The 24,339-nt window shown below is 68.0% G+C and carries 25 protein-coding genes; 18 read left to right on the plus strand and 7 right to left on the minus strand.

The window, feature by feature from the left end; translation table 11 throughout:
- Positions 1-248 precede the first annotated feature (248 nt).
- Positions 249-590 carry a hypothetical protein gene (locus tag ACTJKJ_RS25090; RefSeq protein ID WP_440822853.1) on the minus strand — a complete coding sequence of 114 codons (342 nt, stop codon included), beginning with the start codon at positions 588-590 and terminating at the stop codon, positions 249-251.
- Between the two features lie 304 nt (positions 591-894).
- Here ACTJKJ_RS25090 and ACTJKJ_RS25095 point away from each other — a divergent pair, with 304 nt between their 5' ends.
- From ACTJKJ_RS25095 to ACTJKJ_RS25115, 5 genes are all read left to right on the plus strand, one after another.
- Positions 895-1,128, plus strand: coding sequence for a hypothetical protein (locus tag ACTJKJ_RS25095; RefSeq protein ID WP_297385575.1), 234 nt, complete (start codon positions 895-897; stop codon positions 1,126-1,128).
- Positions 1,129-1,205: 77 nt separating this feature from the next.
- Positions 1,206-2,180, plus strand: a complete 975-nt coding sequence (locus tag ACTJKJ_RS25100) for an extracellular catalytic domain type 1 short-chain-length polyhydroxyalkanoate depolymerase (protein WP_440822856.1) — start codon at positions 1,206-1,208, stop codon at positions 2,178-2,180.
- Between the two features lie 133 nt (positions 2,181-2,313).
- Entirely contained in the window at positions 2,314-2,523 is a 210-nt protein-coding gene (locus tag ACTJKJ_RS25105) for a hypothetical protein (protein WP_183490756.1), read from the plus strand.
- A 121-nt stretch (positions 2,524-2,644) separates the two neighbouring features.
- Positions 2,645-2,995 (plus strand): RNA recognition motif domain-containing protein, encoded by a 351-nt coding sequence (locus ACTJKJ_RS25110; protein ID WP_297385571.1) that lies wholly within the window; start codon positions 2,645-2,647, stop codon positions 2,993-2,995.
- 592 nt (positions 2,996-3,587) lie between these two features.
- Positions 3,588-4,043: a hypothetical protein gene (locus ACTJKJ_RS25115; protein ID WP_297385569.1), complete on the plus strand. Its 456-nt coding sequence runs from the start codon at positions 3,588-3,590 to the stop codon at positions 4,041-4,043.
- Positions 4,044-4,344: 301 nt separating this feature from the next.
- Here the strand turns inward: ACTJKJ_RS25115 and ACTJKJ_RS25120 are convergent, their stop codons facing one another.
- Together ACTJKJ_RS25120 and pmbA are read right to left on the minus strand one after the other, a co-directional pair.
- Positions 4,345-5,427 carry a TRAP transporter substrate-binding protein gene (locus ACTJKJ_RS25120; protein WP_091723686.1) on the minus strand — a complete coding sequence of 361 codons (1,083 nt, stop codon included), beginning with the start codon at positions 5,425-5,427 and terminating at the stop codon, positions 4,345-4,347.
- A 191-nt stretch (positions 5,428-5,618) separates the two neighbouring features.
- Positions 5,619-6,986 (minus strand): metalloprotease PmbA, encoded by a 1,368-nt coding sequence (pmbA, locus tag ACTJKJ_RS25125; RefSeq protein ID WP_091723683.1) that lies wholly within the window; start codon positions 6,984-6,986, stop codon positions 5,619-5,621.
- A gap of 121 nt (positions 6,987-7,107) precedes the next feature.
- On the opposite strand from pmbA, the gene yjgA reads away from it, so the two are divergent.
- The 3 genes from yjgA to ACTJKJ_RS25140 all read left to right on the plus strand — a co-directional run bounded on the left by yjgA (position 7,108) and on the right by ACTJKJ_RS25140 (position 8,921).
- Complete coding sequence (gene yjgA / locus ACTJKJ_RS25130; RefSeq protein ID WP_297385564.1) at positions 7,108-7,725, plus strand: ribosome biogenesis factor YjgA; 618 nt, start codon at positions 7,108-7,110, stop codon at positions 7,723-7,725.
- Entirely contained in the window at positions 7,718-8,332 is a 615-nt protein-coding gene (mog, locus tag ACTJKJ_RS25135; protein WP_297385562.1) for a molybdopterin adenylyltransferase, read from the plus strand. The genes yjgA and mog overlap by 8 nt, the downstream gene beginning before the upstream one ends.
- Before the next feature lie 85 nt (positions 8,333-8,417).
- Complete coding sequence (locus ACTJKJ_RS25140) at positions 8,418-8,921, plus strand: FKBP-type peptidyl-prolyl cis-trans isomerase (RefSeq protein WP_091723675.1); 504 nt, start codon at positions 8,418-8,420, stop codon at positions 8,919-8,921.
- A 62-nt stretch (positions 8,922-8,983) separates the two neighbouring features.
- Here ACTJKJ_RS25140 and cysE read toward each other — a convergent pair whose 3' ends face one another.
- Both cysE and ACTJKJ_RS25150 read right to left on the minus strand, forming a co-directional pair.
- Positions 8,984-9,751, minus strand: a complete 768-nt coding sequence (gene cysE, locus ACTJKJ_RS25145) for a serine O-acetyltransferase (protein WP_091723672.1) — start codon at positions 9,749-9,751, stop codon at positions 8,984-8,986.
- A 109-nt stretch (positions 9,752-9,860) separates the two neighbouring features.
- Positions 9,861-10,673: an RNA methyltransferase gene (locus tag ACTJKJ_RS25150; RefSeq protein WP_297385558.1), complete on the minus strand. Its 813-nt coding sequence runs from the start codon at positions 10,671-10,673 to the stop codon at positions 9,861-9,863.
- Between the two features lie 122 nt (positions 10,674-10,795).
- On the opposite strand from ACTJKJ_RS25150, the gene ACTJKJ_RS25155 reads away from it, so the two are divergent.
- From ACTJKJ_RS25155 to ACTJKJ_RS25200, 10 genes are all read left to right on the plus strand, one after another.
- Entirely contained in the window at positions 10,796-11,755 is a 960-nt protein-coding gene (locus tag ACTJKJ_RS25155) for an inositol monophosphatase family protein (RefSeq protein ID WP_297385556.1), read from the plus strand.
- A 240-nt stretch (positions 11,756-11,995) separates the two neighbouring features.
- Positions 11,996-14,596 carry a DNA mismatch repair protein MutS gene (mutS, locus tag ACTJKJ_RS25160; RefSeq protein WP_440822861.1) on the plus strand — a complete coding sequence of 867 codons (2,601 nt, stop codon included), beginning with the start codon at positions 11,996-11,998 and terminating at the stop codon, positions 14,594-14,596.
- A 44-nt stretch (positions 14,597-14,640) separates the two neighbouring features.
- Positions 14,641-15,468, plus strand: coding sequence for an alpha/beta fold hydrolase (locus ACTJKJ_RS25165; RefSeq protein WP_147241056.1), 828 nt, complete (start codon positions 14,641-14,643; stop codon positions 15,466-15,468).
- A gap of 71 nt (positions 15,469-15,539) precedes the next feature.
- Complete coding sequence (locus tag ACTJKJ_RS25170; protein ID WP_297385551.1) at positions 15,540-17,216, plus strand: CTP synthase; 1,677 nt, start codon at positions 15,540-15,542, stop codon at positions 17,214-17,216.
- Positions 17,217-17,270: 54 nt separating this feature from the next.
- Positions 17,271-17,558, plus strand: a complete 288-nt coding sequence (locus tag ACTJKJ_RS25175; RefSeq protein WP_297385549.1) for a DUF1330 domain-containing protein — start codon at positions 17,271-17,273, stop codon at positions 17,556-17,558.
- Positions 17,559-17,741: 183 nt separating this feature from the next.
- Complete coding sequence (gene eno, locus ACTJKJ_RS25180; RefSeq protein ID WP_091723658.1) at positions 17,742-19,028, plus strand: phosphopyruvate hydratase; 1,287 nt, start codon at positions 17,742-17,744, stop codon at positions 19,026-19,028.
- Between the two features lie 182 nt (positions 19,029-19,210).
- On the plus strand, positions 19,211-19,480 hold the full coding sequence (gene ftsB, locus ACTJKJ_RS25185) for a cell division protein FtsB (protein WP_091723656.1): 270 nt from the start codon (positions 19,211-19,213) through the stop codon (positions 19,478-19,480).
- A 29-nt stretch (positions 19,481-19,509) separates the two neighbouring features.
- A complete protein-coding gene (gene pnuC / locus ACTJKJ_RS25190; RefSeq protein ID WP_091725116.1) occupies positions 19,510-20,175 on the plus strand; it encodes a nicotinamide riboside transporter PnuC in 666 nt (221 codons plus the stop codon).
- A 40-nt stretch (positions 20,176-20,215) separates the two neighbouring features.
- Positions 20,216-20,887: an ATP-binding protein gene (locus ACTJKJ_RS25195; RefSeq protein WP_297385545.1), complete on the plus strand. Its 672-nt coding sequence runs from the start codon at positions 20,216-20,218 to the stop codon at positions 20,885-20,887.
- Between the two features lie 103 nt (positions 20,888-20,990).
- On the plus strand, positions 20,991-22,760 hold the full coding sequence (locus ACTJKJ_RS25200; protein WP_440822865.1) for a bifunctional metallophosphatase/5'-nucleotidase: 1,770 nt from the start codon (positions 20,991-20,993) through the stop codon (positions 22,758-22,760).
- Positions 22,761-22,763: 3 nt separating this feature from the next.
- On the opposite strand, the gene hslO is transcribed toward ACTJKJ_RS25200, so the two are convergent.
- Together hslO and ACTJKJ_RS25210 are read right to left on the minus strand one after the other, a co-directional pair.
- Complete coding sequence (hslO, locus tag ACTJKJ_RS25205; protein WP_091723647.1) at positions 22,764-23,744, minus strand: Hsp33 family molecular chaperone HslO; 981 nt, start codon at positions 23,742-23,744, stop codon at positions 22,764-22,766.
- The gene (locus tag ACTJKJ_RS25210) at positions 23,741-24,310 is read right to left on the minus strand and encodes a gamma carbonic anhydrase family protein (RefSeq protein ID WP_343601795.1); all 570 of its coding nucleotides are present in this window, start codon (positions 24,308-24,310) and stop codon (positions 23,741-23,743) included. Before ACTJKJ_RS25210 ends, hslO begins: the two co-directional genes overlap by 4 nt.
- Between the last annotated feature and the right edge of the window lie 29 nt (positions 24,311-24,339).

Below are 24,339 nucleotides of genomic sequence, written 5' to 3' on the forward strand. Positions count from 1 at the left end.
CGTCCCAGCCGGGGTTTCCCTGGCGGCTGCTGGGCATCCACTCCGCTCGTCTGGAAGGGCGAAACAGGGAGGCGGCCTTTGACGAAACCCTTGGATTGAACTGCAGCTGGTATCCGGACATCCTGCGCGTGCTCACGACCGGCTGACCGCAGATGGCCATATCGGCACGTGCGCGCGCGATGCACAAGGGAACCGGTTTTCCTCACCCTGGCTTGGCTGGAAGAGGAGATGCGTTGCGGCAGCGCCGGTCAGCCGCGCGCGGACTGCGGCAGATCCGCATCTGAGATTCCACGCCGCGCCTGACCGGCCGCATCTGGTACAGGGCGTGCAGTGGCATCGTCGTCGGGAGGCACGTCGCTGCCTTCAGGCAGCTCTTGCGGCTTGCCCTCTGTGTCCTCTTGCGTCGAACGCTTCTTGCCGTCATTGCCGGTTCGCTCGGCGCCGGAGTTCGATTCGTCCGATGCGTCGCCGGTGCGAACGCCCTCCGGCGACTGGTTCGCAATGGAATCACCGACGGGATCGTCGTTCTCGTTCTCAGGCTTCGAGGTCGTAGGACGAGTGGACTCGGAAGCCGATGTACTGCTGTTCATGATGGCGCCTTGATGTAGGGCGGGATGGCCCGCTGTCCTCTGGCAAATCGCGCTCCGCGCGAATTGCGCCATGAGCCGGACGATCTACCGCCACGTCGCTTGCGATGCTCGGTTCGCGGCGCGGTCAAGCTCCAAGCAGTGTCTTCGGCCCGAAAAGATAAACCGCGCAGCCTTCGGATCCGTGCTTCAATGGCGAGCACTGACATTCGCGCCCCTCGGTAGTCCGACTTTCGCGTCAGCGAGCACCTGTGGCCGCCCCTGGCGCCCGGACGTTCCCCTGCGGAGCTGGATCGAAGGATGCGATATGTTCGTCAAGGCCGAACTGGCCAACATCTGCAGTGTCGACCTTGCGTCATTCGACGTGATCTACATCTGCCCTCACCGTTCGGAACTTGGAACGCTCATCTTTCGCAGGCGCCACACCCCGCCGCGACGCGCCCTGTTCATCGAACTTCCCCGCTGTCCGTCGCCTGGTCTGGTCCAGTTCATCCGTGATGAGCTTGACCCCCGGCACCTCGAGGACGAATGGCTCCCGTGAGCAGCCCCGCCTCCACCATGCCCGCGAGTCCCTCTGCGCCCCGTGCGCCGGCGCCGCGCGAGTCACAAGGACACTTCATGACCACAGAATTCATACGCGCCACTCACCTTTCAGAGCTTCGCGATCCAGCGCTTCCTGCTGACATCGATTCGGTCCCGCGGCACGTCGGCCGGGCCTACGCGCGGCGGGAGCGCTCGGAGCGCTTCGTCTCCGGCACCCACGTGCATGGGCAGACCGTCATGAGCTACAAGCTCTACACCCCCCCGGGCGACGTGCGCGGGGCTCGACCGCTGCTGGTGATGCTGCATGGTGGCAAGCAGGGACTCGAGGACTTCGTCCTGAGCAGCCAGATGAATGAAGCGGCCGGGCGGCTGGGCTGGATGGTGCTGTACCCCGAGAAGCCGACACGCAACGGCGATCAGGCAAGCTGGAGCTGGTACATGTACAGCCATCAGCAGCGGGGACGCGGCGAGCCCGCCCTGCTCGCCAGCCTCACGCGCAGCGTCATCGCGCAGCATCGGATCGACACACAGCGCGTGCACGTCGCCGGGCTGTCGGCGGGTGGGGCCATGGCGGCAGTCCTTGGCCAGACCTATCCTGACCTGTTCGCCTCCGTGGGCATTCACTCGGGGCTTCCCTACGGCGCCGTCGACGACGCCAGCGGCGCGCCCTCGCTTCAGCGGCATGGGCGCGCGGATCAGCCGCCACGCGTCGAACGCTCGCTGAGGGATCGCACGCCGCCCACCATCGTCTTTCACGGCATGAGAGACATGACCGTCCATCCCAGCAACGGCGTGCGCATCTACGAGAACGCCGTTGCCGGGCGGCCAGGCGAGCATCGCTTCGAGAACGGTCGCGAGGGCGGACGCGCCTACACGCGCCGCACCCACGTCGCTCCCGACGGCCGCACCAACGCCGAGTTGTGGCTGATCGAGGGCGCCGGCCACGCTTGGTCGGGTGGGGATCCGCAAGGTCTGCAAGCCGACTGGCAGGGCCCCGCCGCCTCCGAGCAGATGCTGTGCTTCTTCATACGCCACCCCGCTTCGCACTGAGCCTGCGGCTTTTGCGGACGCCGCGGACCCGAGTTCAATTGCGCCGACTTTGGCACCCCCTGCAGCCTTGCTGCGGCAGGCCGCACGCTGGCCTGTTAACCGATCGAACGAGATTCCGAACAACTTCATCCCCATGGGCAAGTACGTCGTTTCGCCCACGACACACGCCGCCGGCGGCGGCCGCTTCAGTGCCGCCTTCGCGATCAAGCGTGCGGACGGCAACGGCACGTATTGCCGGGTCTTCCGTTTCGACAGGACCTTTGCGTCCCGTCATGCCGCTCAGCTCTTCGCGGTGACCCAGGGCTGGATCGAGTCCACTGGCGAGAGCCAGCAGGCCCGCTGAACCTCCGACCGAATGCCGTTCCTGCCTCTGCGCAGGCTCCAAGCCGGTCGCCCGCACTTCACCGAAACGATGGGGCAGATCCCATCGGTGAATCGATCAAGAATAAGGAAAGGCTCTTTGCATGAGCAGCAAGATCTACGTGGGCAACCTGCCCTACTCCGTGACCGAATCCGCCCTCCGAAGCAACTTCTCAGAGTTTGGCGATGTTTCCTCGGCCAAGGTGATGATGGACCGTGACACGGGCATCTCAAAGGGCTTTGGGTTCGTGGAAATGAAGTCCGCCGAAAGTGCCGCGGCGGCCATCGCGGGGTTGCACGGTGTGTCGGTACACGGACGCTTGATCGTGGTCAGCTTGGCACGCCCACGCGACGCGGACAAGCGTGCGGAGCCGTCCCCACGGGGAGAGTTCCGCGCGACCAAACGTCCCGTCACCGGGTATGGGACGGGCGGATTCGGCGGCGGTCGCTACTGAATCGACCTCTCATCCCGTGCTGGCCAAGGACGGCTTCGAGTAGGCTTTGCTCCATGCGAAATCCCGCCCGAATCGACGAGATCCTGTCAGCGTTGCGAGCCGCCTGGGAAGAGTCACCCGACCTACGCCTTGGGCAGTTGATCGTCAACGCCGTTCGTCCCACCGACCCCTGCCCTGAGATCTTTCACGCTCGGGACGAGGATCTACTTCGAAGACTGATGGACTATCGCGCGATGGTCCGCGCGGCCAGGCAAGACACGGGCTCGGGACGCAACTGACAACCACAACCGGCCGACCGCGATGGTCCGCTTTCAATTGAGACCGTGTGGATCTGCATCATCCGTTCGAGGTTGCAGGCGAGGCCCCACGGGCTCATTGCCGATCCAGTGCTTGAGCGAGCCAAAGACATGCTCCACGGTCCTTTGCCGGATCATCACGGCTTCGGTGCTTCGATCCAGTCGGCGCTGCGTCGCATCGAGCACCGCGTGGAATCACTGACCTCAAGCTCAAGCACAAAGGCCGAGGGTCGCTTCGACAACACCTACTCTCCTGGGCCCCTCTGACGTGGACAATGGCGCGAAGGGGAAACGATATGCAGCGCTATGAACTGTGGAAAATCATCGAACGCTGGGCACTTCGGATTGCAGGCGTTGCGTTCTTGGGCACACCACTCTGGTTGTTCCTGACCCATCGCTCGGAGCCCGCCCGCATTGCCGGCGGCATCCTGCTCTTGCCTTGCGGCTTCTGGGCCTTCTGGCAACTCCTGCACGAGGACAAGCTTGGCACCAACGCGCGAGTCAGCGGTGCGGAGCGGGCGATGTATCGCGGCTGGATCTGGACTCGCCGCGTCGTGCTGGGCACCGTTGCTCTCGTGGTTGCGAGCGGTGCCATCGTCATTCTTGCGATGGGCGGTCCGCTAAGCGCCGTGGTAGCGATGGCTGCGTTCTCGGCGATTTCAGGCTGGGTGGCGGTCTATGGCGGCGGCAGAAGCCAGTCCTTTGACGATGACCGGCGGACTCATCGCGAGCGAGCGCGTCGCTATGACTGAACTCGCTCATTCGGAAATGAAGGCCTGAAGCAGCCATCTTGCGCGAATGGAATTCCAGCCGAGTGTGATTTCGTGGAGGAAATACAGCGCTGGCAGCAATGTGCAAAACCCAAAGCCAATCCGTTGCTCAATCGTATCGGCAGCCCAAAAAAAGCGGCACCATGATTCCAAGTCCCACGGAGGCAAAGACGGCGATGTGAAGCCAACTTGTCCCCCGCCGCGAGACGCGTGACAACGCTCTCCAAAACCAACAAGCCGTGCCCTCCCGGACACGGCTCGCTTCAATCAGGCCAGAGCTCGCTCAGAACCGCTGCGACTGCATGAAGTCGTCGAAGCCGGCTTCCGCGAAGCGGAACCACAGGTTCTGGTCGCGCCGGAAGTTGGCGTAATCCTCGTACACCTTCTTCCAGTTCGGGTTCTTCGCCGACAGCTCGCTGTACAGCGCCATCGACTCCTTGAACGCCAGGTCCATCGCATCCTTCGGGAAGCGCATCAGCTTGGTCTTGGCCGCCACCAGCTGCTTGAGCGCCTGCGGGTTCAGCACGTCGTACTTGGCCTGCATGTCCACATGGGTGTAGGCCGAGGCCGCCTCGACGATCGCCTTGTACTCCGCCGACAGGCCCTCGTAGGCCTTGGTGTTGATGTAGAAGTCGACCTGCGGGCCGCCTTCCCACCAGCCGGGGTAGTAGTAGAACGGCGCGACCTTGTTGAAGCCCAGCTTCAGGTCGTCATACGGCCCCACCCACTCGGCCGCATCGATCGTGCCCTTCTCCAGCGCCGAATAGAGCTCGCCGCCCGGCAGGTTCTGCGGCACGCCGCCCATGCGCTCGATCACCCGGCCGGCGAAGCCACCGATGCGGAACTTGAGGCCCTTGAAGTCGGCCGCCGACTTGATCTCCTTGCGATACCAGCCCGCCATCTGCGCGCCGGTGTTGCCGCCGGGGAAGTTGATGATGTTGTAGTTCCGGTAGAACTCGCGCATCAGCTTCAGGCCGTTGCCGTGGAAGGTCCACGCGGTCATCTGCCGCGAGTTCAGCCCGAACGGGATCGACGCGCCGATCGCGAAAGTCTCGTCCTTGCCAAAGAAGTAGTACGGCACCGTGTGCGCGATCTCCACCGTCGCGTTCTGCACGCCGTCGACGACGCCGAAGGCCGGCATCAGCTCGCCGCCCGCATGCACGCTGATCTGGAACTTGCCACCGCTGAGCTCGCTGACCTTCTTGGCGAAGACCTCGCCGCCGCCGTAGATCGTGTCGAGTTGCTTGGGGAAGCTCGAAGCCATGCGCCAGCGGATGTTGGCCTGCGCATGCACGATGGCCGGGGCCGCACCGGCGGCCAGCACGCCGGCCAGGCCGGCATTCTTGACGAAGGAACGACGCTCCATGAAGTCTCCTGTTTCGCTGCTTTCGTTGGTATGGACCACCCTCCGGGGGCGGCCTTGGGCGCACGCAGGATTAACCACCGCCGGGCTGGCGTCAACCTGACAAGCCCGGGGGGCGCACAGGACCGCGGCGCGAAAAAACAGAAGCGGCGCCGGGGCGCCGCTTCATCGGAGAACGGGGAAGCCCGGGCCGCTCAGGCGCCGGCCAGCTTCATGCGCTCGATCAGGATCGATCCGACCGTCTTGCTACCCAGCGTGTAGGTATCGGCGCCGATGCCGACGATCTGCTGGAACATCTCCTTGACGTTGCCGGCGATGGTGATCTCGTGGACCGGATGCGCGATCACGCCGTTCTCGACCCAGTAGCCGCTCGCGCCGCGCGAGTAGTCGCCGGTCACGTAGTTGACGCCCTGCCCCATCAGCTCGGTCACGAACAGCCCGGTGCCCAACCGGCGCAGCATTGTCGGCAGGTCGTCGCCGGGCGCGGTGGCCTTGCTGCGCATCGTCAGGTTGTGGGAGCCGCCGGCGTGCCCGGTCGTGCGCATGCCCAGCTTGCGCGCCGAGTAGGTCGACAGGAAGTAGCCCTTGAGCACGCCGGCCTCGACCACGGTGCGGGCCTTGGTCGTCACGCCTTCGTCGTCGAAGGGCGAGCTGCCCTTGCCCTTGAGCACATGCGGGTCCTCGACCACCTCCACGTGCGGTGCCAGGACTTGCTGATCCAGGCTGTCGAGCAGGAAGCTCGCGCGGCGGTACAGCGCGCCGCCGCTGGTGGCCTGCACCAGCGCGCCCAGCAGGCCGGCGGCGACCGGCGCCTCGAACAGCACCGGCACGCTCGCCGTTCTGACCTTGCGGCCCTTGAGGCGGGCCAGCGCGCGCTCGGCGGCGTAGCGGCCGATCGACTCGGGCGACGACAGCTCGGCCGCGTCGCGCATCGAGCTGTACCAGGCGTCGCGCTCCATGCCGGCGCCGCGGCCGGCGATCGGCGCCACCGACACCGAATGCCGCGAGCTCGCATAACCGCCGCGGAAGCCGCGCGAGTTGCCCGAGAAGAAGTGCGACTGCTGCGCCGACACCGCCGCGCCTTCCGAATTGGTGATGCGCGGGTCGGTCTTCAGCGCCGCGTCCTCGCAGCGCAGCGCCAGCTCGGCCGCCTGCTCGGCGGTGATCGCCCAGGGATGGAACAGGTCCAGCGACGGCCGCGCGGCTTCGTCCAGCGACAGGTCCTGCTCGTCGGGCAGGCCGGCGAACTCGTCCTCGGCGGTGAAGCGGGCGATGTCGTAGGCGGCGCGCACGGTGTCGCGCAGCGCCTGCGGCGAGAAGTCCGAGGTGCTGGCGTTGCCTCTGCGCTGGCCCAGGTAGACCGAGATGCCCAACGACTTGTCGCGGTTGCGCTCGACGTTCTCGAGCGCGCCGCGCCGCACGGACACCGACATGCCGCTGCCCTCGGACACTTCCGCGCCGGCGTCGCTGGCGCCCAGGCGCTTGGCCTCGGCCAGGACGTCCTCGATCAACTGGCGGAAATGGTCCTGGCTGTAGGCGAATCCTTGCTCGGCTTGACTCATGAATGCGGTCTCTGTGAAAGCAGCGCGGCCTGGGGAGATCCGAGGCCGCGGCGGGGTGGCGACTATCATACGGGCGCTGTGCCCCGCCCCTTCCGGTCGGGGCTTCTCGCTTTCTTCCCCCATGCACCCCGATCACGACGACCACGACGACCGCGCGGACTTCGACGACTTCGAAGACGACCGCCCCAGCAAGAGCCAGCTCAAGCGCGACATGGACGCGCTGCAGGCGCTGGGCGCCGAACTGCTGACGCTGCCCGAGAAGCGCGTGGCCGCGCTCGACCTGCCCGAGGCGCTGATGGACGCGATCAAGGAAGGCCGCCGCATCGTGGCCGGCACCGCCCGCAGCGGCAAGAAGCGCCATCTGCAGCTGATCGGCAAGCTGATGCGCCAGGTCGATCCGGCGCCGATCCGGGAGGCCGTGGCCGAGTTCAAGCTTGGCCGCGCGCAGGATTCGCTCGAACTGCACCAGGCCGAGCGCTGGCGCGACCGCCTCGTCGAGGACGACAACGCGCTGCAGGGCTTCATCGACAGCTTCGAAGCGGTCGACGTCCAGCAGCTGCGCAGCCTGATCCGCGCCGCCCGCAAGGACCGCGCGCAGGCGGTCGAGCAGCGCAACGGCCGCGCCTGGCGCGAACTGTTCCAGTTCATCAAGGCGCACCTGCTGGCCGCCAAGGGCGGGTCGCGCGACGAAGACGCCGTGGACGATGGCGACGACGAGGGCGAGAGCGACGATGAGTGACGCCGCACCGGTCGACGCCGCCGCGCTGCCCCCGCCCGAGCCGGTGCGGATCGGCATCGTCTCGATCAGCGACCGCGCCTCCAGCGGCGTCTACGAGGACAAGGGCCTGCCCGCGCTGCAGGACTGGCTGCGCTCGGCGCTGATCAATCCGATCGAGTTCCAGCCGCGGCTGATCCCCGACGAACGCGAGCAGATCGCCGCCACGCTGCGGGACCTGGTCGACGAGGCCGCCTGCGACCTGGTGCTGACCACCGGCGGCACCGGCCCCGCGATCCGCGACGTCACGCCCGAGGCGACGATGGACGTCGCCGACCGGGTGATGCCGGGCTTCGGCGAACAGATGCGGCAGATCTCGCTGCACTTCGTGCCCACGGCCATCCTCTCCCGGCAGGTCGCGGTGATCCGCGGCCGCGCGCTGATCATCAACCTGCCCGGTCAGCCCAAGGCGATCGCCGAGACGCTGGCCGGCCACGCCGCGGCCAGCGGCATCTTCGCCGCGGTGCCCTACTGCATCGACCTGATCGGCGGCCCCTATCTGGAAACCCGCGACGCGGTCTGCGCCGCGTTCCGTCCCAAGACCGCGCAGCGCCCACCGCGTCCGGCGTGACCGCGACGACGGCGGCTTCCGCAGGCCCCGCCCCGCCGACGCTTCAACCGCTTCCACGAGAAGCCCCAACGAGAAACGACACCCCATGAAGATCACCAAGGACACCATCGCCACCGTCGAGCTGAAGGTCGCCAACAAGCTCGGCCAGGTCATCGAGAAGACCGACGAGCCGATGGCGCTGCTGATCGGCGGCTATGGCAACACGCTGCCGGCCATCGAGACCGCGCTGGAAGGCCAGGAGAAGGGCTTCGCCACCACCATCGAACTGACGCCGGAGACCGGCTTCGGCGAGCGCGACGAAAGCCTGCTGATCACCATCCCCAAGAAGGACTTCCCGCCCGGCGTGAAGGTCGGCGGCCAGCTGCAGATCCGCCAGGCCAAGGAGGGTGAGGAGGAACCGGCCGCGGATGATGGCTTCCATGTCTTCACCGTCGTGAAGATCAAGGGCGACACCGTGCACCTGGACGGCAACCATCCGCTGGCGGGCCAGCACCTGAAGATCAGCGTCAAGGTCAAGGACGTGCGCGCCGCGACGCAGGAAGAGATCGAGCACGGCCACGCCCACGGCGATCACGGCCATCACCACTGATCTCTCTCATCCCCTCTCCCCCTGGCGGTGGAGAGGGAGTGGGAGAGCGCCGCGTCAGCGACTCACTTCACCAATCTCGATAGCTCGGCGGCGTCGAAGTTCTCGGCCTGCTGCGCCTCTTGCGGCACGCAGTCCTTGCGCTCCGCCTCCGACAGCTTCGCGATCGCCTGCCACAGCAGCGCGATCTGGTGCTCGTGCCCCGCCGCGTTGTCGATCAGGCCCTTCATGGCCTGCGCGACCGGGTCGTCGCCCTGCGTCACGCCGTAGGCCGAGAACCCCATGCGAGCCGCGGCCTCCTCGCGCTGCGCCTCGACCTTGGCTTCGATGATCCGGGCCGGGTTGCCGACCGCCGTCGCGCCCGGCGGCACCGGCTTGGTCACGACCGCGCCGGAACCCACCCGCGCGCCCTCACCGACGGTGAAGCCGCCGAGGATGCAGGCGTTGGCGCCGACGATCACGCCGCGCTCCAGCGTCGGATGCCGCTTGGCGCCCTTCACCAGCGAGGTCCCGCCCAGGGTCACGCCCTGGTAGATCGTGACCTCGTCGTGGATCTCGGTCATCTCGCCGATGACGATGCCCATCCCGTGATCGATGAAGACCCGCCGGCCGATGGTCGCGCCGGGGTGGATCTCGATCCCGGTCAGGAAGCGGCCGATGTGCGAGGTGAAGCGCCCCAGCCACCGGAAACCACGGGTCCAGAACCAGTGCGCGCAGCGATGCACCATCAGCGCATGCAGACCCGGATAACAGGTCAGCACCTCCCAGGCCGAGCGGGCGGCGGGGTCGCGTTCGAGGATGCAGGCGATGTCTTCGCGAAGACGCTGAAACATGGTGGGGGAACCCGATGCAAGCCCGCGTGGGGCTCGGTGATGAGGGTCGGCCAGTTTAGCGGCGGGCCTCAACCTTGCCCGCCTCAGGCCTTATGGGGAGCGCGTCCGGCTACTCGTCTCCCCCGAGTGCGGGGGGCGTGTCCGCCGCGGGGCGGGTCTTCTCGATCGCCCGGGCGATGCCGCGCAGGATGTGGACCTCTTCCTGCGTCAGCCCGGCGCGGTTGAAGAGCTGGTTCAGCCGCGGCATCAGCTTCTTCGGCGCGGCGGGATCCAGGTAGCCCAGGTGAATCAGGCTGCCCTCCAGATGGGTGAGCAGGCCCTGCACCGCCCGTGCGTCGGCCAGCTGCGGATCGGCGGTGCGCGCCGCGATCTCGTAGCCGCCCAGCGCCTGGCGCCAGTCGTAGGCCAGCAGCTGCACCGCCTGGGCCAGGTTCAGCGAGCCGTAGTCGGGATGCGTCGGGATCGACAGCACCGCATGCGCGCGATAGACATCCTCGTTGCTCATGCCGTAGCGCTCGGAACCGAACAGGAAGGCCACCCGATGGGGGTTGCCGGCGGGATCGGCGGGATTGGCGAGTCGCGCGAAGAGCTCGCGCGGCTGGTGCGTCGGCGGACCGAAATCGCGCGGCGTCATCGCGGTGGCGCAGACGAAGGTGCAGCCGTCCAGCGCCTCCTCCAGCCGGTCGACGATGCGGGCGCGAGCGAGGATGTCGGCCGCGCCGCTGGCCATCGCGACGGTCTCCTCCTGGCTGAGCACGTCCGCGAAGCGCGGACGCACCAGGACCAGGTCGCGGAAGCCCATCACCTTCATCGCCCGGGCGGTCGAGCCGACATTGCCGGGATGGCTGGTCTCGATCAGCACGAAGCGTGTCGGATCGGACGCCAGGGGGGTTGCGTTCAGGCCGGAGTCAGCCGGGGGCATAGGGGAAACCACGAGTCTGTGCCAAAATCGCGCATTATCCGCGCCGGACGTTGGTCGACATCGACGTCCGGCGCTTGCTCTTTCCCTTCGCCAGTCCACTTCTTCCACAGGAATCGTCCCGCATGACGCAAGCCGCCCTCCATCCCATGCTCAACGTCGCCATCAAGGCGGCGCGTACCGCCGGCGCGATCATCAACCGCGCGTCGCTGGACCTGGACATCCTGAAGATCAACACCAAGTCGCCCAATGACTTCGTGACCGAAGTGGACCAGGCCGCCGAGCAGGCGATCATCGAGACGCTGCTGCAGGCCTACCCCGACCACGGCATCCTGGCCGAAGAGTCCGGCCGCGAACACGGCGCCAAGCACTCGGAATTCCAGTGGATCATCGACCCGCTGGACGGCACCACCAACTTCATTCACGGCCTGCCCTTCTATTGCGTGTCGGTCGCGCTGGCGCACCGCGGCGTCGTGCAGCAGGCCGTCGTGTACGACCCGACCCGCAACGACCTGTTCTACGCGACGCGCGGCCGCGGCGCCTTCCTCAACGACAAGCGCATCCGCGTGTCCAAGCGCACCCGCATGAGCGATGCGCTGATCGGCACCGGCTTCCCGTTCCGCCGCGGCGACAACTTCAAGCGCTACCTGAAGATGTTCGAGGAGATCTCGCAGCAGGTCGCCGGCGTGCGCCGCCCCGGCGCCGCGGCGCTTGACCTGTGCTACGTGGCGGCCGGTCACTACGACGGCTTCTTCGAGACCGGCCTGAACCCATGGGACGTGGCCGCGGGCTCGCTGATCATCACCGAGGCCGGCGGCCTGGTGGGCAACTTCACCGGTGAGCCGGATTTCCTGCACCAGCGCGAGATCGTCGCCGGCACGCCGCGCATCTACGGCCCGCTGGTGCAGATCCTGGCGCCCTACTCCCGCGTGATCTCGCAGGACGACCTGGACGCCGACGCGGCCGCCGCCGAGACGCCGGCCGACAAACCTGCCCCCAGGAAGAAGGCCGCCGCGGAAGGCGACGCCCCCAAGAAGCGGGGCCCGGTCCGGATCAAGAAGTCGGACGACGGCGCCGAGGCCTGACGCCATCCCCGATGCCATCGGCCTGAACGGCCGCCGCGGCGTTCCTGACGCCACCCCCACGAAGCCCTCCCTTGGAGGGCTTTGTCGCTTTTGGCGCAAGTGCATCGAGCCGCCCGCGCCGCATCGGACCTAGCATGGCCTCCTGCCTCTCTCGCCGCCTGCGGCCATGCCCTACACTCCCTTCCCAGCCACCCAACGCGACGCCCTCCCACCGAGGGCGTTGTCCATTTCCCTCCGCCGATGAGCAGCGCCGCGACCGACGATTTCAGCCAGCACACGCCCATGATGCAGCAGTACTTTCGCATCAAGGCCGACCATCCCGACACGCTGGTGTTCTATCGCATGGGGGACTTCTACGAGGTCTTCTTCGACGATGCCCGCAAGGCCAACGCGCTGCTGGACGTCACGCTGACCACGCGCGGCCAGAGCGGCGGCGAACCGGTCGTCATGGCCGGGGTGCCGGTGCATGCGCTCGATTCCTACCTGGGCAAGCTGATCCGGCTCGGCGAATCGGTGGCGATCGCCGAGCAGGTCGGCGAGGTCGGCGCGACCAAAGGCCCGGTCGAGCGCAAGGTGGTGCGCGTCGTGACGCCCGGCACCATCACCGATTCGGAACTGCTGGCCGACAAGCAGGACGCGATCCTGCTGGCGCTCTCGACCCAGGGCAAGACCATCGGCCTGGCCTGGCTGTCGATGACGCAGGGCGAGATCGGCCTGGCGCAATGCGGCGAGCGCGAACTCGGCGCGTGGCTGGCGCGCCTGTCGCCGGCCGAGGTGCTGGTCGACCGCGAGAAGCATCCGCAGGCGGTGCTCGCCGCGCGGCTGCCGATCACCAACCGCCAGGCCTGGCAGTTCGACGCGGCCCTGGGCCTGCGCAAGCTCTGCACGCAGCTCGGCGTGGCCAGCCTGCAAGGCCTGAACGCCCAGGACCTGCCCGCCGCGCACGCGGCCGCCTCCTGCCTGCTGGCCTATGCCGAGAGCACCCAGGGCAGCCGCGCGCTGACCCATGTGAAGCGGCTGCAGGTGCTGCGCGCCACCGACCTGCTGGACCTGCCCCCCGCCACCCAGCGCAACCTCGAACTGACGCAGACGCTGCGCGGCGAGACCTCGCCGACGCTGCTGTCGCTGCTGGACACCTGCCGCACCGGCATGGGCAGCCGTGCGCTGCGCCACTGGCTGCTGCATCCCCAGCGCGAGCGCACCACGGCCCATGAGCGCCAGGACGCGATCGCCGAGCTGATGACGACCGGCTTCGAACCGCTGCGCGAGGCGCTGCGGCAGGTCTCCGATGTCGAGCGCATCGCTGCGCGCATCGCGCTGCGCCAGGTGCGTCCGCGCGAACTGGCCGGTCTGCGCGCCACGCTGCAGATCCTGCCGGAACTGGCGCAGACGGTGCCCGCCGGCGCCGCGCTGCTGGATCAGTTGGGCGAAGGCCTGCGCGCCTCGCCGCACATCGCCGAGCTGCTGACGCGTGCGATCGCCGAGGAACCGGCCGCGCTGATCCGCGAGGGCGGCGTCATCGCCAAGGGCTTCGACGAGGAACTCGACGACCTGCGCGCCGTCCAGACCAACTGCGACGATTTCCTGATCGCGCTGGAGACCCGCGAGCGTGCCCGCACCGGCATCGCCAACCTGCGCGTCCAGTACAACAAGGTGCATGGCTTCTACATCGAGGTCACCAACAGCGGCCTGGAAAAGATCCCGGCCGACTACACCCGCCGCCAGACGCTGAAGAACGCCGAGCGCTTCATCACGCCGGAGCTCAAGGCCTTCGAGGACAAGGCGCTGTCGGCGAACGAACGCGCGCTGGCCCGCGAGAAGATGCTGTACGAGCTGGTCATCGACCAGCTGTCCGAGGAAATGCAGGCGCTGGGCCGGCTGGCGCGCTCGCTGGCCGCGCTGGACGTGCTCGCCGCGCTGGCCGAGCGCGCCGCCACGCTGAACTGGTGCCGCCCCGAGTTCGTCTCGCATCCATGCATCGACATCCAGGGCGGCCGCCACCCGGTCGTCGAGGCACGACTGCGCGAGACCGGCGCCGGCGAGTTCATGGCCAACGACTGCCAGCTCGACGCCCGCACCAAGCTGCTGGTCATCACCGGCCCGAACATGGGCGGCAAGAGCACCTTCATGCGGCAGGTCGCGCTGATCGCGCTGCTGGCGGCGATCGGTGCCTACGTGCCGGCCACCGCCTGCCGGCTCGGGCCGATCGATGCGATCCACACCCGCATCGGCGCCGCGGACGACCTGGCCAACGCGCAGTCGACCTTCATGCTGGAGATGACCGAGGCCGCCGCGATCCTGCACGCGGCCACGGAGCAATCGCTGGTGCTGATGGACGAGATCGGCCGCGGCACCTCGACCTTCGACGGCCTGGCGCTGGCCGGGGCCATCGCGACCCACCTGCACGACAAGTGCCGCGCCTTCACCCTGTTCGCGACCCACTACTTCGAGTTGACCGAGTTCCCGGCCAAGCACCCGCAGGCGGTCAACATGCATGTGTCGGCGGTCGAGAGCGGCGAGAACATCATCTTCCTGCACGAGATCCAGCCCGGCCCGGCCAGCCGCAGCTACGGCGTGCAGGTCGCGCGCCTCGCCGGCATGCCCTCGCCGGTGGTGCGCCAGGCCCGCGCCGCGCTCGAGGCCCTGGAGGCCCGCGCCACCGAAGGCGAGACGCAGATCGACCTGTTTGCCCCGCCGCCCGAGCCGGCGCCCGGCGCCTCGGCCGCGGAGCCCTCGGAGCTGCTCGACGCGCTGCGGGACCTGGATCCCGACGCGCTCAGCCCGCGCGAGGCGCTCGCCGCGCTCTACCAGCTCAAGACGCTGGCCACGACACGCGCCTGAGCCGCCGGCCGCCGCAACGCCCCGTCGCCCCGCCGCCCCACGCCATGGCACCCTCCCGCACCCTCGTCTTCTCGCACGCCAACGGCTTCCCCTCCGGCTGTTACCGCGTGCTTTTCGACGTGTGGCGCGACGCGGGCTGGACCGTGCACGCGCTGCCGCGCATCGGCCACGACCCGCGTTATCCGGTCACCAGCAACTGGCCGCACCTGCGCGACGAACTGCTGCAGTTCATCCAGGACCAGGTGAAGCCGACCGGACCGGTGATGTTGGTGGGACATTCGCTCGGCGGCCTGCTGTCGCTGCTGGCGGCGTGTCGCAAGCCGGCGCTGGTCCAGGGGCTGGTGATGCTGGATTCACCGGTCGTCGACGGATGGCGCGCCCACAGCCTGCGGGTGGCGAAGTCCGCCGGCCTGATCAAGAAGGTGTCGCCCGGCAAGATCTCGCACCAGCGCCGCTACGAATGGCCCAGCCGCCAGGACGTGCACGCGCATTTCGCATCCAAGAGCAAGTTCGCGCGCTGGGATCCGCGCGTGCTGAAGGACTACGTCGACAGCGGCTTCGACGACCACGCCGACGGTCAGGTGCGACTGGGCTTCACCCGCGAGATCGAGACCCGCATCTACAACACGCTGCCGCACAACCTGCCGCGCATCCTCAGACGCCACGCGCCGAAGTGCCCGGTGGCCTTCGTCGCGGGCACGCAATCCGAGGAACTGCGCCAGGCCACGGCCGCCGGCTCCAAGGCCCTGGCCAAGGATCTGTTCCGCTGGTTCGAGGGCACCCACCTCTACCCCTTCGAGCGTCCCGACGACACGGCCCGGCTGGTGCTCGAGTTGATCGACGAAATGAAGGGCAGGACGGCGTCGCTATAATCGCGCTTTACCACCACGGCGTTTTGAGGTCCGGTACGACGCATCCGGACGCAATCAGGCGCTGCAAGACAATGACCAAGTACGTCTTCGTCACCGGCGGTGTCGTGTCCTCCCTCGGCAAGGGCATCGCATCGGCCTCTCTCGCGGCCCTTCTCGAGTCCCGCGGCCTCAAAGTCACCCTGATCAAGCTGGATCCCTACATCAACGTGGATCCGGGCACGATGTCCCCGTTCCAGCATGGCGAAGTCTTCGTCACCGACGACGGCGCCGAGACCGACCTGGACCTGGGCCACTACGAACGCTTCATCACCACGCGGATGAAGCGCTCCAACAACTTCACGACCGGACAGATCTACATGTCGGTCCTGGAGAAGGAGCGCCGCGGCGACTACCTCGGCAAGACCGTCCAGGTGATCCCGCACATCACCAACGAGATGCAGGAATTCATCCGTCGCGGCGCCGGTCACGGCACGAGCGACGCGGTGGACGTGGCGATCGTCGAGATCGGCGGCACCGTCGGCGACATCGAGTCGCTGCCCTTCCTGGAAGCCGCCCGCCAGATGAGCCTGAAGATGGGTCCCACGAACGTCGCGTTCGTGCACCTGACTTACGTGCCGTGGATCGCCGCCGCGGGCGAGCTCAAGACCAAGCCCACCCAGCACACCGTGCAGAAGCTGCGCGAGATCGGCATCCAGCCCGACGCGCTGCTGTGCCGCGCCGACCGCCGCGTGCCCGACGACGAGCGCGAGAAGATCTCGCTGTTCACCAACGTGCCCGAGTACGGCGTGATCTCGATGTGGGACGTGAACACGATCTACAAGGTCCCGCGCGTGCTGCATGAGCAAGGCCTGGATCAGCTGATCTGCACCAAGCTGCAGCTCAACACCAAGTCCACCGACCTCAAGCGCTGGGACATGCTGGTCAACGAGGTCGAGAACCCGAAGACCGAAGTCACGATCGCGATGTGCGGCAAGTACACCGACCTGTCGGACAGCTACAAGTCGTTGAACGAGGCGCTGCGCCACGCCGGCATCCACAACCACGCCCGCGTCAACATCGAATACGTCGACTCCGAGACGCTGGACGCCGAGCACGTCAAGCAGCTCGACAAGTACGACGCGATCCTGGTGCCCGGCGGCTTCGGCAAGCGTGGCGTCGAGGGCAAGATCCTCGCCGCCCAGTACGCCCGCGAGCACAAGACGCCCTACCTCGGCATCTGCCTGGGCATGCAGGTCGCGACCATCGAGTACGCGCGCCACAAGGCGCAGCTGGACGGTGCGAACTCGACCGAGTTCGAACCCGACGCGCCACACAAGGTGATCGCGTTGATCGACGAATGGCAGGACGCGGATGGCTCGATCCAGAAGCGCACCGCGCAGTCGGACCTGGGCGGCACGATGCGCCTGGGCGCGCAGAGCTCGGACGTCAAGCCCGGCACGCTGGCCTACGAGATCTACGGTCCGGTCGTCAACGAGCGCCACCGTCACCGCTATGAAGCCAACGAGCAGTACCTGGACCAGCTGCAGGATGCCGGCCTGGTGATCTCGGCGATCACGCAGCGCGAGAAGCTGACCGAGATCGTCGAGCTGCCGCGCAACGTGCACCCCTGGTACATGGGCGTGCAGTTCCACCCGGAGTTCAAGTCGACCCCCTGGGACGGCCACCCGCTGTTCATCGCGTTCATCAAGGCGGCGCTGGAACACAAGGCCAAGGCCGGCCACGAGGTCAGCGCCCCCGCGGCCGCCTGAACGCCCGGGCCGCGACGGACTTCAAGACTTCAGACTTCACGGGACCCCACCGCCATGTCCGCCTTCCTCATCGTCGACGTGACCGTGACCGATGCCCAGCAGATGGCCAAGTACCGCGAATGGAGCACGAAGGCGATCGAGGAACACGGCGCGGAGATCCTGGTCCGCGGCGGCGCCATCGAGGTGCTGGAAGGTCCTTGGACGCCGACCCGGCTGGTCGTGCTGAAGTTCCCCGACCGCGCGGCCGCAAGAGCCTTCTACGAGTCCGAGACCTACCAGCATGCGAAGTCGCTGCGCCAGCAGGCCGGCGTGATGCGCATGGTCGTCGTCGACGGCGTCTGATCCTTCGCCATGCCCCGCACCAGCCATCGCGCCCATTCCCCGTCCAGACGGGCGATGCGGCCCGGTGGCTTTTTTTCGCCCCTCTTTCGTCCCCCATTCAGGCCGCAGCTTGTTCAGCACAGGTAACCCGTTGCTGGCACCATGCGCGCCGACCGAGTTTTTTCACTTCTGGAGACTGTTCCCATGAGCGCCATTGTTGACATCGTCGGCCGCGAGATCCTCGACAGCCGCGGCAACCCCACCGTGGAATGCGACGTGCTGCTGGAGTCCGGCGTGATGGGCCGTGCCGCCGTGCCGTCGGGCGCGTCGACCGGTTCGCGCGAAGCCATCGAACTGCGTGACGGCGACAAGTCGCGCTACCTGGGCAAGGGCGTGCTCAAGGCCGTCGAGCACATCAACACCGAGATCTCGGAAGCCGTGCTGGGCCTGGACGCCTCCGAGCAGGCCTTCCTGGACAAGACCCTGATCGACCTGGACGGCACCGAGAACAAGAGCCGCCTGGGCGCCAACGCGATGCTGGCCGTGTCGATGGCCGTGGCGCGCGCCGCCGCGGAAGAGTCGGGCCTCCCGCTGTACCGCTACTTCGGCGGCATGGCCGGCAACCAGCTGCCGGTGCCGATGATGAACGTCATCAACGGCGGCGCCCACGCCAACAACTCGATCGACCTGCAGGAGCTGATGATCATCCCCGTGGGCGCGCCGTCGTTCCGCGAAGCGCTGCGCTGGGGCGCCGAGGTCTTCCATGCGCTGAAGAAGATCATCGACGCCAAGGGCATGTCCACGGCCGTCGGCGACGAAGGCGGCTTCGCCCCGAACGTCGAGAACCACGAAGCCGCGATCCAGATGATCCTGGAGGCGATCGACAAGGCCGGCTACACCGCCGGCGAGCAGATCGCGCTGGGCCTGGACTGCGCCGCCAGCGAGTTCTACAAGGACGGCAAGTACGTGCTGGAAGGCGAAGGCGGCATCCAGCTGACGGCCGAGCAGTGGACCGACATGCTGGCCACCTGGGTCGACAAGTACCCGATCATCTCGATCGAGGACGGCATGGCCGAAGGCGACTGGGACGGCTGGAAGCACATCACCGAGAAGCTGGGCGACAAGGTGCAGCTGGTGGGCGACGACCTGTTCGTCACCAACACCAAGATCCTGAAGGAAGGCATCGACAAGGGCATCGCCAACTCGATCCTGATCAAGATCAACCAGATCGGCACGCTGACCGAGACCTTCGCCGCCATCGAGATGGCCAAGCGCGCCGGTTACACCGCCGTGATCTCGCACCGCTCGGGCGAGACCGAGGACTCGACCATCTCCGACATCGCCGTCGGCCTGAACGCCGGCCAGATCAAGACGGGCTCGCTGTCGCGCTCGGACCGCATGGCCAAGTACAACCAGCTGCTGCGCATCGAGGAAGACCTGGGCGACGTCGCCGTCTACCCCGGCCGCGCCGCGTTCTACAACCTGCGCTGAGCCTGCGCGCGGCCTGACCCCCTCGGGGTCCGGCCGCCTGGCGACGAAGAAGGGCGAGTCCATCGGGCTCGCCCTTTTGCATTGCCGGATGCGTCGCGAACGCCACGGATCCCCGTGAATCCGGGGCTCGCGCGGGCGGCCTGGGCACGGGCGGCCACGCGAGGCGGCTACACTCGCGGCCTGTGAAAGCCCTGGCCATCGTCCTCACCGCCTTCCTTGTCGCCATCCAGGCCCAGCTCTGGTTCGGCAAGGGCGGTCTGGCCCGTGGTGTCCAGTTGCGCGCCGAACTGCGCGAGCAGGCCGAGGCCAATGAGAAGGCCCGCGCGCGCAACGCGCAGCTGCAGGCCGAACTGCTCGACCTGCGCGAAGGCCTCGAGATGGTCGAGGAAAAGGCCCGCATGGAACTGGGCATGGTCAAGCCGGACGAGGTCTTCGTCCCGCTGCGCCGCTGAACTTCCCCACTTCCTGCATGCTCTCGCGGATGGATGCGCTGCTCGGGCCGTTGTCGGCCGCCCTCGATCAATCGCTCAACCTGGCCCTCGCGCCGGCGTTCACCGCGCTGGGCAGCCCTATCAGCTGGCTGGAGCTGGTCGCCTTCGTGCTCGCGATCTGGATGGTCGTGTGCAACATGCGGGTGCAGGTGCTGGCCTGGCCGCTGGCGCTGACCAGCTCGCTGCTCTACTTCCTGCTGTTCTGGAGCGGCAAGCTCTACGGCGAGGCCTCGCTGCAGCTGCTCTTCGCCGCGCTGGCGCTGTGGGGCTGGTGGCAATGGCTGCGCGGCCGCACCGCCGAGGGCGACACGCTGCATGTGCGCACGCTCGGCCCCAAGGGCCGCCTCGCCGCGCTACTGGTCACGCTGGCCGCCTGGCCGCTACTGGGGCTGTTCCTGCAGCACCGCACCGATTCCCCCCTCCCCTATTGGGATGCCCTCCCCACGGTGGCCAGCATCACCGGCCAGTGGCTGCTGGGCCGGAAGTACCAGGAGAACTGGCCCGTCTGGGTGATGGTCAACCTGGTCAGCATCGGGCTCTTCGCGCTGAAGGGCTACTGGCTGACGGTGGTGCTGTACGCGGTGTTCGTGCCGATGTCGGTGGCCGGCTGGCGCGCGTGGCAGCGACAGCTGCGGCCGGCGACGGTCGCCGCCTGATCCCGCGGCCGACCGCCGCCGTCCTCGCAGACCCTCCCCCATGACGCTGCACATCGCCCTGGTCGGCGCCGAGAGCACCGGCAAGAGCCAGCTCGGCGTGGACCTGCTCGATCACCTGCGGTCGCAGACACGGCTGCGCTGCGCGCTGGTGGGCGAATTCCTGCGCGAGTGGTGCGAGCGCGAAGGCCGCACGCCGCGCCCTGACGAGCAGCGCTCGATCGCCGAGGAACAGTGGCGCCGCGCCGAGGCCGTCGCCGCCGACCACGACCTGGTCCTGCACGACACCACGCCGCTGATGACCGCGGTCTACAGCGAGCAGCTCTTCGGCGACACCTCGCTCCATCCCTTCGCGCTGCGCATCCAGGCCCGCATGGATGCGACCCTGCTGATGGCGCTGGACCTGCCGTGGGTCGGCGATGGCATGCGCGACGGCCCCCATGCGCAGCAACCCACCGATCGCCTGCTGCGGCGCGCGCTGCGGGACGCGGGTCTGGGCTACAGCCTGGTGTCCGGCGCCGGACCGGAGCGGCTGCGGCAGGCGCTCAACGCGCTCGGGCCGCTGCTGCGCCCGTACCTCGGTCGCGAGGACGGACTCTTCGGCCGACTGCTGCAGCGCGGCGAACAGCTGGGCGGCGACTGGCGCTGCGAACGCTGCGACGACCCGGCCTGCGAGCACGCCGCCCGTCTCCTGGAACGCCAGCCGCGCGGCTGAACGCCGCCCTCACGATCCGGCCATGCGGGCGAGGCACAATCCGCCGCGTTCCGGACCGCAAACATTTGCGATCCTCTGATCCGGCGCCCCAGGAGCCTTCCCGATGACCCGTCCTTCCGTGCGCCGCCCGCTGGGCGCGCTGTCGATGCTGCTGAGCGCGGCGCTGCTCGCCGCCTGCGGCTCGCTGAGTTCCACCGCCCCCCAGGCGCCGCTGCCGCCCACGTTGGACGCGCCGGTGACGCCGGCCAAGGCCGCCACCGGGACGGTCGCCGTCAAGGTGCTGGCGATCAACGATTTCCACGGCAACCTGCTGCCCCCGGCCGGCGGCATCAAGCTGCCGGACCCGCAGGATCCGGCCAAGACGGTCACCCTGCAGGCCGGCGGCGCCGAACGCATGGCGACGCTGGTCGCGCAACTCAAGGCGAAGAATCCCAATCACGTGTTCGTGGCCGCCGGTGACCTGGTCGGCGCCAGCCCCTTGCTGTCGGCGCTGTTCCATGACGAATCGACGATCGAGTCGCTGGGCCTGATGGGGCTGGACATCTCCTCGGTCGGCAACCACGAGTTCGACCAGGGCATCACCGAACTGCTGCGCAAGCAGCGCGGCGGCTGCCACCCGAAGGACGGCTGCAAGGGCCCGACCGAGTTCAAGGGCGCGAAGTACCAGTACCTGGCCGCCAGCACCATCGACGAGAAGACCGGCCAGCCGGTGCTGCCCGCCTATGCGATCAAGCGCTTCGACGGCGTGCCGGTGGGCTTCATCGGGCTGTCGCTGAAGGGCACGCCGGAACTGGTGAGCCCCACCGGCATCCGCGGGCTGCGTTTCGACGACGAGGCCGAGACCATCAACCGCCTGGTGCCCGAACTCGAGCGCCAGGGCGTGCATGCGATCGTCGTGCTGATCCACGAGGGCGGTTACCCGAGCGGCGGCATCAACGACTGCCCCGAGATCTCCGGGCCGATCGTGGACATCGTCAAGAAGCTGGACAAGCGCGTCGGGCTGATCGTGTCGGGCCACACGCACCGCGCCTACAACTGCCGCATCGACGGCCGCCTGGTCACCAGTGGCGACAAGTACGGCACCCTGGTCACCGAGATCGACCTGACGCTGGACCGCGCCACCGGCACCCTGACCGAGGCCCGCGCCAACAACGTGGTCGTGCGTCCGGAGACCGCCAGGGACCCGCGCCAGACCCTGCTGATCAGCAGCTACCAGCAGGTGGCGCAGCCGCTGATCGAGCGCCGGGTCGGTTTCCTCGCTCAGGCGCTGAGCAAGGAAGGCGATGACCGCGGCGACGGCGGCGGCACGACGATGGGCCAGCTCGTGGCCGATGCGATGCTGGCCGCGACGCGCGCGCCGGAGAACGGCGGCGCGCAGGTCGCCTTCCAGAACGTCGGCGGCGTGCGCACCGGCCTGATCCATCGCCCGGACGACAGCGTCACCTTCGGCGACCTGTTTGCGGCGCTGCCGTTCTCGAACGCGCTGGTGGTCGTGGAGATGTCGGGCGCCCAACTGCAGCGGGCGCTCGAGGAACAGTGGTGGGCCGGCGACGCCAAGTGGCTGCCGCTGCAGACCTCGCAGGGCTTCAGCTACCGCTGGGACAAGCGCCGTCCGGTCGGCTCGCGCGTGGTGCCAGGCAGCATGACGCTGGACGGTCGCGTGATCGCGCCCGAGCAGAAGGTCCGCGTCGCCATCAACAACTTCCTGCAGGTCGGTGGGGACAGCTTCAAGACCTTCACCGAAGCCCGCTTCCTGCAGACCGGGCCGATGGACGTCGAGGCCTTGGAGGCCTACTTCAAGGCGCAGGGCAACGGGCGGGTGACGGCCAGCGCGCTGGATCGCGTGATCCGCGTGGACCAGGATCCGCGCTGAAGCTCACTGGACCTGTCTGGAGCCCGGGGCCTGGTTCTGCGGGTCGGTGAAGAGCTCGCCGACATCGACCGCGTCGAAGACGTAGTGGTTGCCGCAGAACTCGCAGCCGATCTCGACGCCGCCCAGCTCCGCCAGCACCTCGTCCACTTCCTGGCGGCCCAGCCCCAGCAGCATGCGGCCGACGCGCTCGCGCGAGCAGGTGCAGGCGAAGCGCGGGTACTGCGGGTCGAAGCGGCGCACCGTCTCCTCCCAGAACAGCCGGCGCAGGATGGTGTCGCTGTCCAGCGTCAGCAGCTCCTCGGCCGTCAAGGTGGCGGCCAGCATGCTGATGCGGTTGTAGGCCTCTTCCATCTCCTCGCGCACGACGCCGGAACTGGCGCCCGCCTCGAGGTTGCCCTCGCCTTCGATGGGCAGGCGCTGGATCAGCAGGCCCGCCGCGAGCTGGTCGTTGGCCGCCAGCACCAGCGTGCTCTCGAGCTGCTCCGACTGGCGCATGTAGTGCTGGAGCACGTCGCTGAGCTTCTCCAGCGGCTGGCCGTCCGGTCCGCTCAGCGGCACCACGCCCTGGTAAGGCTGCTGGCCCGGCAGGCGGTCCTTCGGATCGAGCGTGATCGCGCAGCGCCCCTGGCCGTGGACGTTCAGCATCTGCTGCAGCGTCGCGTCGTCCGGCACGGCCTCGCGCGTCTTGGCCGTCGAGCGGAAGCTCATGTCCGGCTGGACCTCGACCACCGCCAGCTTCAGCGGGCCGTCCCCCATCACCTGGAAGACCAGCGCGCCATTGAACTTGATGTTGGCCTGCATCAGCACGCCCGCCGCCGTCATCTGGCCCAGCAGGTCGCGCACCGCCGGTGTCAGCGGCTCCTTGCGCCGGCCCAGCAGCTCCTTCCAGCTCTCGTCCAGGCGGACCAGCATGCCGCGCACCGGCAGGCCTTCGAAGAGGAACTTGTGGAGCTCGCTGGGCGCGGGCTTGGTCGACGTGGTCATGGGACTCCTTTGAATTCGGGTGATCTGGGGGCGGAACGCGGATCGTCAATGCGGACCAGCTCCTCGGCGTAGCGCCGCCCGTTGCGCACGTAATGGGCCGCGCTCATGGCCAGGCCCTGGATCTGCTCCGGGGTGAGCGCGCGCACGACCTTGGCCGGCGAGCCCATGATCAGGCTGCCGTCGGGGAACGCCTTGCCCTCGGTGACCAGCGAGCCGGCCCCCACCAGGCAGTTCGCGCCGATGCGCGCGCCGTTGAGCACCACGGCACCGATGCCGATCAGCGCGTTGTCGCCGACGGTGCACCCATGCAGCATCACCTGGTGGCCCACCGTGACGTTGCGCCCCAGGGTGAGCGGCATGCCGGCATCGGCGTGCAGCACGCTGCCGTCCTGGATGTTGCTGCCGGCGCCGATGGTGAGGTGGTCGCTGTCGCCGCGCAGCACCGCGTTGAACCAGATGCTGACCTCGTCCTCGAGCGTGACGCGGCCGATGACCTGCGCGCTCTCGGCGACCCAGACGCCGGCGCCGAGTTCCGGCGTGTGCTCGCCGAGGCGGTAGACGGCCATGCGTTTCTCCAAAAGGGATAATTCTATGA

Origin of the sequence: Roseateles sp. 22389 (assembly GCF_052044995.1) — a bacterium.
GTDB lineage: Bacteria > Pseudomonadota > Gammaproteobacteria > Burkholderiales > Burkholderiaceae_C > Roseateles.

What these genes read in the sequence shown, in the direction of transcription:
- ACTJKJ_RS25090 (WP_440822853.1), bottom strand. Translation starts at nt 590, where the DNA reads ATGAACAGCAGTACATCGGCTTCCGAGTCCACTCGTCCTACGACCTCG.
- ACTJKJ_RS25095 (WP_297385575.1), top strand. Translation starts at nt 895, where the DNA reads ATGTTCGTCAAGGCCGAACTGGCCAACATCTGCAGTGTCGACCTTGCG.
- ACTJKJ_RS25100 (WP_440822856.1), top strand. Translation starts at nt 1,206, where the DNA reads ATGACCACAGAATTCATACGCGCCACTCACCTTTCAGAGCTTCGCGAT.
- ACTJKJ_RS25105 (WP_183490756.1), top strand. Translation starts at nt 2,314, where the DNA reads ATGGGCAAGTACGTCGTTTCGCCCACGACACACGCCGCCGGCGGCGGC.
- ACTJKJ_RS25110 (WP_297385571.1), top strand. Translation starts at nt 2,645, where the DNA reads ATGAGCAGCAAGATCTACGTGGGCAACCTGCCCTACTCCGTGACCGAA.
- ACTJKJ_RS25115 (WP_297385569.1), top strand. Translation starts at nt 3,588, where the DNA reads ATGCAGCGCTATGAACTGTGGAAAATCATCGAACGCTGGGCACTTCGG.
- ACTJKJ_RS25120 (WP_091723686.1), bottom strand. Translation starts at nt 5,427, where the DNA reads ATGGAGCGTCGTTCCTTCGTCAAGAATGCCGGCCTGGCCGGCGTGCTG.
- pmbA (WP_091723683.1), bottom strand. Translation starts at nt 6,986, where the DNA reads ATGAGTCAAGCCGAGCAAGGATTCGCCTACAGCCAGGACCATTTCCGC.
- yjgA (WP_297385564.1), top strand. Translation starts at nt 7,108, where the DNA reads ATGCACCCCGATCACGACGACCACGACGACCGCGCGGACTTCGACGAC.
- mog (WP_297385562.1), top strand. Translation starts at nt 7,718, where the DNA reads ATGAGTGACGCCGCACCGGTCGACGCCGCCGCGCTGCCCCCGCCCGAG.
- ACTJKJ_RS25140 (WP_091723675.1), top strand. Translation starts at nt 8,418, where the DNA reads ATGAAGATCACCAAGGACACCATCGCCACCGTCGAGCTGAAGGTCGCC.
- cysE (WP_091723672.1), bottom strand. Translation starts at nt 9,751, where the DNA reads ATGTTTCAGCGTCTTCGCGAAGACATCGCCTGCATCCTCGAACGCGAC.
- ACTJKJ_RS25150 (WP_297385558.1), bottom strand. Translation starts at nt 10,673, where the DNA reads ATGCCCCCGGCTGACTCCGGCCTGAACGCAACCCCCCTGGCGTCCGAT.
- ACTJKJ_RS25155 (WP_297385556.1), top strand. Translation starts at nt 10,796, where the DNA reads ATGACGCAAGCCGCCCTCCATCCCATGCTCAACGTCGCCATCAAGGCG.
- mutS (WP_440822861.1), top strand. Translation starts at nt 11,996, where the DNA reads ATGAGCAGCGCCGCGACCGACGATTTCAGCCAGCACACGCCCATGATG.
- ACTJKJ_RS25165 (WP_147241056.1), top strand. Translation starts at nt 14,641, where the DNA reads ATGGCACCCTCCCGCACCCTCGTCTTCTCGCACGCCAACGGCTTCCCC.
- ACTJKJ_RS25170 (WP_297385551.1), top strand. Translation starts at nt 15,540, where the DNA reads ATGACCAAGTACGTCTTCGTCACCGGCGGTGTCGTGTCCTCCCTCGGC.
- ACTJKJ_RS25175 (WP_297385549.1), top strand. Translation starts at nt 17,271, where the DNA reads ATGTCCGCCTTCCTCATCGTCGACGTGACCGTGACCGATGCCCAGCAG.
- eno (WP_091723658.1), top strand. Translation starts at nt 17,742, where the DNA reads ATGAGCGCCATTGTTGACATCGTCGGCCGCGAGATCCTCGACAGCCGC.
- pnuC (WP_091725116.1), top strand. Translation starts at nt 19,510, where the DNA reads ATGGATGCGCTGCTCGGGCCGTTGTCGGCCGCCCTCGATCAATCGCTC.
- ACTJKJ_RS25195 (WP_297385545.1), top strand. Translation starts at nt 20,216, where the DNA reads ATGACGCTGCACATCGCCCTGGTCGGCGCCGAGAGCACCGGCAAGAGC.
- ACTJKJ_RS25200 (WP_440822865.1), top strand. Translation starts at nt 20,991, where the DNA reads ATGACCCGTCCTTCCGTGCGCCGCCCGCTGGGCGCGCTGTCGATGCTG.
- hslO (WP_091723647.1), bottom strand. Translation starts at nt 23,744, where the DNA reads ATGACCACGTCGACCAAGCCCGCGCCCAGCGAGCTCCACAAGTTCCTC.
- ACTJKJ_RS25210 (WP_343601795.1), bottom strand. Translation starts at nt 24,310, where the DNA reads ATGGCCGTCTACCGCCTCGGCGAGCACACGCCGGAACTCGGCGCCGGC.